The 8,506-nt window shown below is 68.2% G+C and carries 4 protein-coding genes, 2 pseudogenes and 2 CRISPR repeat arrays; of the genes and pseudogenes, 3 read left to right on the top strand and 3 right to left on the bottom strand.

What is annotated here, in order from left to right; translation table 11 throughout:
• Positions 1-493 precede the first annotated feature (493 nt).
• A CRISPR array of direct repeats spans positions 494-2,228; the repeat unit is 29 nt; unit sequence CTGCTCCCCGCGCGTGCGGGGATGGACCC.
• Positions 2,229-2,275: 47 nt separating this feature from the next.
• Positions 2,276-3,616 (bottom strand): annotated as a pseudogene (locus tag IE226_RS43160) (NsdA family TPR-like regulatory protein).
• A 654-nt stretch (positions 3,617-4,270) separates the two neighbouring features.
• Between IE226_RS43160 and IE226_RS43150 the strand changes: the two are divergent.
• The gene (locus tag IE226_RS43150; protein ID WP_229871971.1) at positions 4,271-4,864 is read left to right on the top strand and encodes a hypothetical protein; all 594 of its coding nucleotides are present in this window, start codon (positions 4,271-4,273) and stop codon (positions 4,862-4,864) included.
• Here the strand turns inward: IE226_RS43150 and IE226_RS43145 are convergent.
• Positions 4,861-5,262 carry a hypothetical protein gene (locus IE226_RS43145; RefSeq protein WP_190087011.1) on the bottom strand — a complete coding sequence of 134 codons (402 nt, stop codon included), beginning with the start codon at positions 5,260-5,262 and terminating at the stop codon, positions 4,861-4,863. The two genes, IE226_RS43150 and IE226_RS43145, sit on opposite strands and share 4 nt — an antisense overlap.
• A gap of 444 nt (positions 5,263-5,706) precedes the next feature.
• Positions 5,707-6,651: direct repeats of the CRISPR family, unit length 29 nt; unit sequence CTGCTCCCCGCGCGTGCGGGGATGGACCC.
• 268 nt (positions 6,652-6,919) lie between these two features.
• Between IE226_RS43145 and IE226_RS43140 the strand changes: the two genes are divergently transcribed.
• A complete protein-coding gene (locus tag IE226_RS43140) occupies positions 6,920-7,393 on the top strand; it encodes a hypothetical protein (RefSeq protein ID WP_229871970.1) in 474 nt (157 codons plus the stop codon).
• A 227-nt stretch (positions 7,394-7,620) separates the two neighbouring features.
• Positions 7,621-8,058 (top strand): VOC family protein, encoded by a 438-nt coding sequence (locus IE226_RS43135; RefSeq protein ID WP_190087009.1) that lies wholly within the window; start codon positions 7,621-7,623, stop codon positions 8,056-8,058.
• 9 nt (positions 8,059-8,067) lie between these two features.
• Here IE226_RS43135 and IE226_RS43130 read toward each other — a convergent pair.
• Positions 8,068-8,346, bottom strand: a pseudogene (locus IE226_RS43130) (hypothetical protein); the annotation flags it as partial.
• Between the last annotated feature and the right edge of the window lie 160 nt (positions 8,347-8,506).

Genomic DNA, 8,506 nt, shown 5'->3' with positions numbered 1-8,506 from the left:
TCCTCGCGCGCGGGATGGCCTCAGCGCCCCGGTATCTAGTCGATGCGTGGGCCCGACTGCTCCTAGCATGCGTGGGATGGACCCGTGCCCTCGGCCAGGCCTCGGAGATCGCCTGGCTGCTCCCGCCTCCTGCGGGGGTACGTCTGGGGGAGAAGTTTTCGCACCTTCCGCGCCGGCGGTGAGTGCTCTGTTGCCTGGCCGCCTCGGGTCTGGATGCTTGTCGGTCGTACGGGTGATCTTGTGGTGGATGGGGGAGTGGCCGGGTTGTCTGGCCCTGGAGAGCCGTTGTGCGTCGGTGCTTTGGGGCAGCCGTCGTGTCTGGCTGATTCTGCCGCTCCTCGGCGTGCGGTGTCGTTAGAGAAGTAGATGCAGGTGGGGTCGGTGTGCGTAGGCTACGTCTGATGTTTCGTCCAACCGGGTGGTGGAATTGTCCGATTCTTTGAAAGTTGCTCAGAACGGTTTCTCCTGCCGGTAAACGGCCAGGTCAGCGAGACTGCTCCCCGCGCGTGCGGGGATGGACCCGAGAAGCACCCGGGCGGCAAGAAGTACATCAACTGCTCCCCGCGCGTGCGGGGATGGACCCAAGCAGAGGCTCGAACGTCTTCTTTTGAATGGCTGCTCCCCGCGCGTGCGGGGATGGACCCCTCCACCGTGATGATCACGGGCCTCTTGCCGGCTGCTCCCCGCGCGTGCGGGGATGGACCCGGTCGTGATGGACCCTCGACCGTCCCTGACAACTGCTCCCCGCGCGTGCGGGGATGGACCCCGATCTCGAAGACCAGGGGAGCGGCGCCGAACCTGCTCCCCGCGCGTGCGGGGATGGACCCTCCCATGATCGGGCGGCCGAGTTCGCAGCTCCCTGCTCCCCGCGCGTGCGGGGATGGACCCGGTGTACGTCAAGGACCCCGAGACGCACCAGACTGCTCCCCGCGCGTGCGGGGATGGACCCCGAAGCGATTCACCTGCACTTCAGCCTGTCCTCTGCTCCCCGCGCGTGCGGGGATGGACCCCCCACCAACCTCGAAGGAGCAGCATGACCGAGCTGCTCCCCGCGCGTGCGGGGATGGACCCCGTGACCGCATCAAGAACCCAGAGAGCCCCGACTGCTCCCCGCGCGTGCGGGGATGGACCCTTCTGCGCACGACCGCCGGTGACGTTCTCGAACTGCTCCCCGCGCGTGCGGGGATGGACCCGAGCAGTTGGAGTCCGGCGAGATCGGCGAGTGCTGCTCCCCGCGCGTGCGGGGATGGACCCTCACGAGGTCATCTCGCGTTCTGTCCTGGAGACTGCTCCCCGCGCGTGCGGGGATGGACCCCCACGCGGCCCACCCACTTCCGCCTCTCCCACCTGCTCCCCGCGCGTGCGGGGATGGACCCAACCACGGGTCGTTCATCGCCCGCCGGGTGCCCTGCTCCCCGCGCGTGCGGGGATGGACCCATCACCGGCGGCGGCATCAACGCCTTCCGGGAGCTGCTCCCCGCGCGTGCGGGGATGGACCCTCGCCGAGATCGCCCGCAAGGACAAGGAAGCACTGCTCCCCGCGCGTGCGGGGATGGACCCCGAAGAAGCCCAAGGGACCCAAGGGCGGCTCCCTGCTCCCCGCGCGTGCGGGGATGGACCCGACTTCAGCGGGCCAGACGCGTCCCCCTCAGACTGCTCCCCGCGCGTGCGGGGATGGACCCTCGAAGCAAGGCAGACCGATGAAGCGCACCCCCTGCTCCCCGCGCGTGCGGGGATGGACCCCGCGGCAGCACCGGATGGGACGCCCGCGCCCGCTGCTCCCCGCGCGTGCGGGGATGGACCCTTGCTGTACATGTCGCCCATCAGGTCGTGGTCCTGCTCCCCGCGCGTGCGGGGATGGACCCGCGTGGAGGAAGCCGACGCCGACCCCGACCTGCTGCTCCCCGCGCGTGCGGGGATGGACCCGACTCGAACCTTCAAGTCAGGGCACCACGTCGCTGCTCCCCGCGCGTGCGGGGATGGACCCGTCGACCCGTCGACGCGGGCGCAGCCGGTCGACTGCTCCCCGCGCACGCGGGGATGGACCCACCCCGCCCCGGAACTGCTCGCTGGCCACGAACTGCTCCCCGCGCACGCGGGGATGGACCCGGGCCGACCGGTAGTCCGCTCTTTTTGTGCCACTGCTCCCCGCGCACGCGGGGATGGACCTACGGCCTTGAAGTTCGCCGCGTTCCGTTGCTGCTTCCTGCGTGTGCGGGGATGGGCCCCGACCACGTGGGTCGGTGCGCTATTCATGGGGCTTGGCAGAAGTCGATCAGTTGACCGATGAGGGGGGTGCGATTGTCCGCGCGCGGTCGTAGAGCTCGCGGGCTGCTGCGTTTTTCAGATGCGGCCGGATGAGGCCGAGCATGGCTTTCACACGGTCGTCGGCCCGCCCGGATTGGATCATGGGGTAGTCGTCGAGGGCCTGGTGCCAGGTGGCGCAGGCTGCTTCCAGGTGGCCGATCTCCAGCTGCCGTTCGGCGAGGGTGGCGCGGTGGCGTACTCGTGCGCGGCGGTAGACGCTGAAGCGGACCTTGTCCGACTGCTGCATGGCTTCGACGGCTCCGGGCACGTCGCCGAGTTCGTAACGCACCTGGCTGATGTGGTAGTTCAGCGACGAGGGGTCGTAGGAGCCGAAGGCCTTGCCCCGGGACTCCGCGCGGTCCATGGCGGCCTCTGCCTCCCGGATGTATCGCAGGGCGCTGGCGCGGTCGCCTGTCTGCGCGGCCGTGTGCGCTTGCTGGCCGGCCAGGAAGGCCCGCGTCCGGGGCCCGGCTTTCGGGGATGCTGCGGCAGCGGCGTCTGCCAGCTGCATGGCCTTGGCCCCGTGGTGCAGGTCGACAGCTTGCACGCTCATGCCGCGCAGGGTCGTGCAGTATGTGAGGTGATCGTCAGCTGCCCCGGCCAGTTCCAGAGCTTTTACGTAGTAGCGCTGGGCGAGTCCGTGGAGTCCTTCGTCGACGGCCATGTAGCCGGTCAGGTACAGCAGATCGGAGGCAGCGGACTGCATGGCCTGCCGGACATGCTCCGGGGCATCGGCCCGCAGGTACGAGGCGACCGTGTTGACCATGAAGGAGGCGGCCATGGGGCGGGCGTGGCGTCCGCCGAACTGGTCGTCCAGCTCCGAGACGCGCTCGGTCATCGCTGTGACCATGTCGACTTCGTTCATGCCGATGCGGGACGCGTGCCCGGACTGGACGGCCTCAGCGCGCCCGATGACGTCGGGTCATCCGGGGATCGTGAGGGCGACCGAGAACAGGCCCGCACCCAGAACTCTGCGACGGGACGGGTCCATATCCTGCCTCCCCAGATCGATCAGCCCTTCCACGGTATCCGTAGAAGCGGGCGAACGATCTGGGGGAGCGGGCAGCCCTGCTTCGGTATGCGTGATCGGACGGTCCAGCCGACGGGAGAAGGCTTCGAGGATGCAGCCCCGCACGGCGTCACGCGGAACGGTCCCGCTCAGCCAGTGGCAAACGGCTGACTCGTCGTAGCGCAACAGGCTGCCGGTTTCTGTCCCGGTGCGGTTCACGGCCCGGGCGAACTGGCGGTAGCTCCAACGGCTCTCGGCGAGCAGGCGGCCGAGCGCTGCGTTCGGTGCGCGCTTCGCCATGACGCTCAACTCCCCGCACTCCTGCGTGCTTTCAAGGCTTTCAAGTCCCAGGGCTGCTGCAACGGTACCGCCGTGCGTGGTCGCGCGGTTGCGTAGAGCACACGAAAGGATCGCCGAAACGCTCGCCGCAGACATCCCCGAGGGGTTGAGTCGTCGTGAGAAGCAACGCGCGGGCAGAACTTGTCCGGATGGCCGAGGAGCAGGGCGCCAGCGGCGTGCTGGAGGCCGCCCCCGGGCGCATACGAGCTGTCGCCCGGGCCGATGAAGTACCCACCGCGCCAGTGCCCGCAGCACAGTGCGGCCCCGGCCCCGGGAGGACGCCGGCGACGTGTACAGCGCCCGGGTCCATGCGGCGATGCACGCGGTGCGGGCGAGCAGCCGTGAGCCGGTTGACCGTCCGCGTGACGAGCTGCGCCGGACCGAGGCCGATCATCGCCACTGGGCACCGATCGGATGCGTGCCTGGCGTGACTGCCACAAGGCCGCCCACCCCATGGACTCCCTCCCGGCCGCCTGGCGTGCTTGCCCGCGGTGGCCTGGAAGGGCAGTACTGCCGCCGGCACGGCGGCAGCGCCCGTTCGGCTGCCGTTGCGTGACGGCGGCCGGCAGCCGGACGGGTACAGCGATGCACCAACCACCGAAGGAGAGTGCAGCAGTGTCCACAACGCTAGTACGGCCTGCGCCGGAAATCGTGGCGCGGCGAGCCCGCGAGATCCTCGCGATCGTCGAGGCCGACCCAGAGTTCGACCGCCTGCGCACGGCGTGCGCCAAGTACGACGAGGACTGGCAGAGCTTCACGGGGTACGCCCTGGTGGACGGGTTCGACGTTGCGAAGGACACCGGACCTCTGTTCCCCGAGGCCATGCGCACCATGGCGATCAAGTCGGCCGTCTACGAGATGACCGACCAGGACGAGGAGGCCGCAGAGATCCCTGTAGCGGTGCCCGTCGACGAGATGATCCACGCACTCGCCGCTCAGTTCACCGTGCTCTGCCGCATCCAGGAGCGTACGGACATCAAGTTCGTGCACGCCACTGACCGCGAGAGCATCGGCGAGTGGGACCACGGCGACTACACCCACCAGGTCTACCGAGCAGCATGGGGGCCGATGAACGAGCGCTACTGGCTCGGCAAGGAGGAAACCGCCAGGCGCAAGACGGTCGTCACCGCAAAGTACACCCCGATCGGCATCCTCGACGGCGGCCGCCGCTTCGCCCCCGGCTTCCCCACAGCCGACTGTAAGCGCTAATTGAACGCACGGCGCAGTGCCAAGGTCGCGTCAACGTCCGGGAAGGCCCGACGGATCTCGCGATCGGCCAGGTCGATCAACAGCTCCAACGCACCAGGCGCTGCGCCGTGCACCAGCTCACGCAGGTACCCATCGAGTTCGGCGACGTCAGCGGGCAGGGCGAGGTCCGTCAGCAGCGCCACGCCGTCTGTCTTGTACGGCGCGGGCGGCAGGCCCACCTTCTCCGGGTGCACGCAGACGGGCACCCCCTGCAGGGTGTATCTGTGGCCGTCCCCGGGACTGAACGGGCACTCGCGAGACGGACGTTCGACTACGTCGAACTCACCGAGCGGAAAGCGGCGGGATGGGCAGATACCGCACGCACGGTGGCCGTCACCGGAGACGAAAGCCTCAACCATGCGCAGAGAGTAGCGCGTTGCACACGGCCCATTCAGCGCTCGGAAGCACGAGGGCGTCGGCGACGACAGCTCGTAGGCCGAGCCGAGCGCTCTTCGCGCTCTCGCAGCGGTGTAATCCTGCAAGACCCGCTCCGTGCGCCATGATGATCTGCCCGGCCACCGGCCGCAGGGCTCAGTCCCGCGAATTGTTCCCTGCGCACGCGGAGACGGCACTGGCCGATTCAGTCTTCAGGTGTGAGTCGCCTGCTGTTCCCCGCGCGCGACGAGAAGGCCCTGTCGGGTCTGCAGTCCGGTCGTTTGTACGGTGTGTGGCTAGGGGTCTGTGGATGGGGCAGGTGTGCGTACGCTGCATTGGATCTCTCGTTCAACGGGGCGGAATTGTCCGTTTATTTGAAAGTTGCTCAGAAGGGCTTCTCCTGCCGGTAAACGGCCAGGTCAGCGAGACTGCTCCCCGCGCGTGCGGGGATGGACCCCCGCAGGTCAGAGGCTTGCGGGAAGTGACCGACTGCTCCCCGCGCGTGCGGGGATGGACCCGACAGGCGGTCACCGGGCTGTGCGCCCGACCACTGCTCCCCGCGCGTGCGGGGATGGACCCCTGACACACCGTCAAAACAGGGCCCCACCAGCCTGCTCCCCGCGCGTGCGGGGATGGACCCGACTCGCAGATCACCGAACTCACGATCCGCAACTGCTCCCCGCGCGTGCGGGGATGGACCCGCACGAACGGCCGGCCCAGGTCGAGGAGTTCGCTGCTCCCCGCGCGTGCGGGGATGGACCCAGGATCAGGGGCGTGGCGAGGTTGAGGAGAAGCTGCTCCCCGCGCGTGCGGGGATGGACCCGGGGCCTCTCGTTTTTGACTCCAATTGGAGTCCTGCTCCCCGCGCGTGCGGGGATGGACCCTCGATCAACTCCGCGCCGAACGCGACCGCTACCTGCTCCCCGCGCGTGCGGGGATGGACCCACCGTCTACCACAGCGACAAGGTCCCGGCGACCTGCTCCCCGCGCGTGCGGGGATGGACCCCTTGACGATTCCGTAGCCCCCACCTGGGATTCCTGCTCCCCGCGCGTGCGGGGATGGACCCATCGCGGCGGCCAGGGCGACCATCTCGCGGGGCTGCTCCCCGCGCGTGCGGGGATGGACCCGACGATGAGCGCTTACCACCGCGCTACCAGAACTGCTCCCCGCGCGTGCGGGGATGGACCCAGACCACGCAGTGAGCCTTCGGTGTAGCGGCTCTGCTCCCCGCGCGTGCGGGGATGGACCCCAGAGCCGGACGTTCATCTGGATCCTGCCGTTCTGCTCCCCGCGTACGCGGGGATGGACCCGTCGGCGTACCGGACTCCAGCTCGGCAACCCGACTGCTCCCGGCGCGTGCGGGGATGGACTCCGAGACGAGAGCGTCTTGCCCCGTCATCGCCGTTTGCTGCCCGCGCGTGCAGCAATCTTCTCAACTCACTGCGCCGGCGATGCGGCAGGATGGCAATCGAGCATCGTAGAAACGGCTTCGGGCGTTTCTAGTGTCAAGTGGCCGCTACGGGGGGCATCGGATGGCATCTGGATGGTCGAGTTTGGACTGGGGCAATGTACCGACCTGGCTCAGTGCCGTGGTGACCAGCACATCCGTCTCCATCGCAGCCGTCTCCTATCGACGGAGCGTGCGTGACAAAGAGCGGTCCCAGGCCTGCCTCGTGGGGGCGTGGATCAGCATTGAGGACAAGGGCGGAAAGACCGAGCGCCTGATACGCATCAGCAATGCCAGTGACGCCCCGGTCTACGACATATCGGTCCGCGTACCAGGAATGAGATGGGAGCAGCACCTCTCGGAGCTGCCCCCCAAGACCACGACGACATTGGATGCGCGTCCGCCTTCACACCGGACGTCACGTGCCACATCCGCGACTGTCGGTGTGTGGATGTTTCAGGCGTCCGTGACCCGGGAGACCAGATCTGAAGATCCGCCGCCAGAGCTGGAGTTCCGGGACGGGTCGGGCAAACTGTGGCGCAGACCGCCCGACGGGAAACTGCGCGAGATTCACGAGCGGACATTTTCAACGCTCCGCAGCTCGCTCAAGCTTCCATTCCTCGAAATTTCTGCCGACTCGAAAGAACAGCGTTATCGGGCGAAATGACGCGAACTGCTGGAACGTCGGGCCCTCTGATGTCGGCAACCGGCCTGCACCTTGTTCGCAAGGGACCTGGCGTTGGCCCGTGAACCGCTCCCCCCGCGCGCGGGGATGACCCTTTGGGAACATCGATTCCTAATGCCGTTCGTCAAGCCGCGGCGCACGCTTGAGGTAGCGGGCAGGAGGTGTCGGAGGTGCGCGGTACAGTCCGTTCATCCGACTGGGGAGGGCTCATGGCGACCAAGTGGAGCTTGACGATCGACTGCGCGTACCCGACGAAACTGGCCGCGTTCTGGGTGCTGGCGTTGGGCTACGAGGAGAAGCCCGCGCCCGCAGGCTTCGGGAGCTGGGAGGAGTGGTTCTCGCATCATGAGGTTCCGGAGGACGAGTGGGATGACGGGGCGTACCTCTCAGATCCGGACGGCGTGGGCCCTGCCTTGTCCTTCCTGAAGGTGCCGGAGTCGAAGGTGGCGAAGAACCGGTTGCATATCGACGTGCAAGTTGGTGGCGGCCGTGAGACCCCGTGGGAGGTGCGCTGGCCGCGCGTGGTCGAGGCGGTGGAGCGGTTGACCGCTGCGGGCGCGAGCGTGGTCCGCGAGGACGAGTTGCAGGGCAGGCCGGATCACGTGGTGATGGCAGACCCGGAAGGTAACGAGTTTTGCCTGGTCTGACGGGGTCGGTCAGGCCAACTGGCCGCGCGCAGCGTGTCGCGTCCCTTCCTGTGCGGCAGCCCTTGCCGGGGGAGCTGGCTCGTAGCGCCGTCCGTCGTGCAGAAGGGCCCAGAGGACGTTGACGCGGCGGCGAGCGAGAGCCAGGACGGCCTGGGTATGGCGCTTGCCCTCGGCACGTTTGCGATCGTAGAAGCGCCGGGATTCCTCGCAGTGGCGGATGCTGAACAACGCCGAGGTGTAGAAGAGGCGTTGGAGGTGGCGGTTGTATCGCTGCGGGCGGCGCAGGTTCCGCTCAGTTACTCCCCTTCACCAACGCGGCGCTGCTCCCCGCGCACGCGGGGATGGACCCACGGCGGCACCGCGGCCTGCCTGTTGATGAGTCTGTTCCTCGCGCGCGGGATGGCCTCAGCGCCCCGGTATCTAGTCGATGCGTGGGCCCGACTGCTCC

Origin of the sequence: Streptomyces longisporoflavus (assembly GCF_014649775.1) — a bacterium.
In the GTDB taxonomy this organism is placed as follows: Bacteria; Actinomycetota; Actinomycetes; order Streptomycetales; family Streptomycetaceae; genus Streptomyces; species Streptomyces longisporoflavus.
This window is presented reverse-complemented; position numbering and strand designations above follow the sequence as displayed.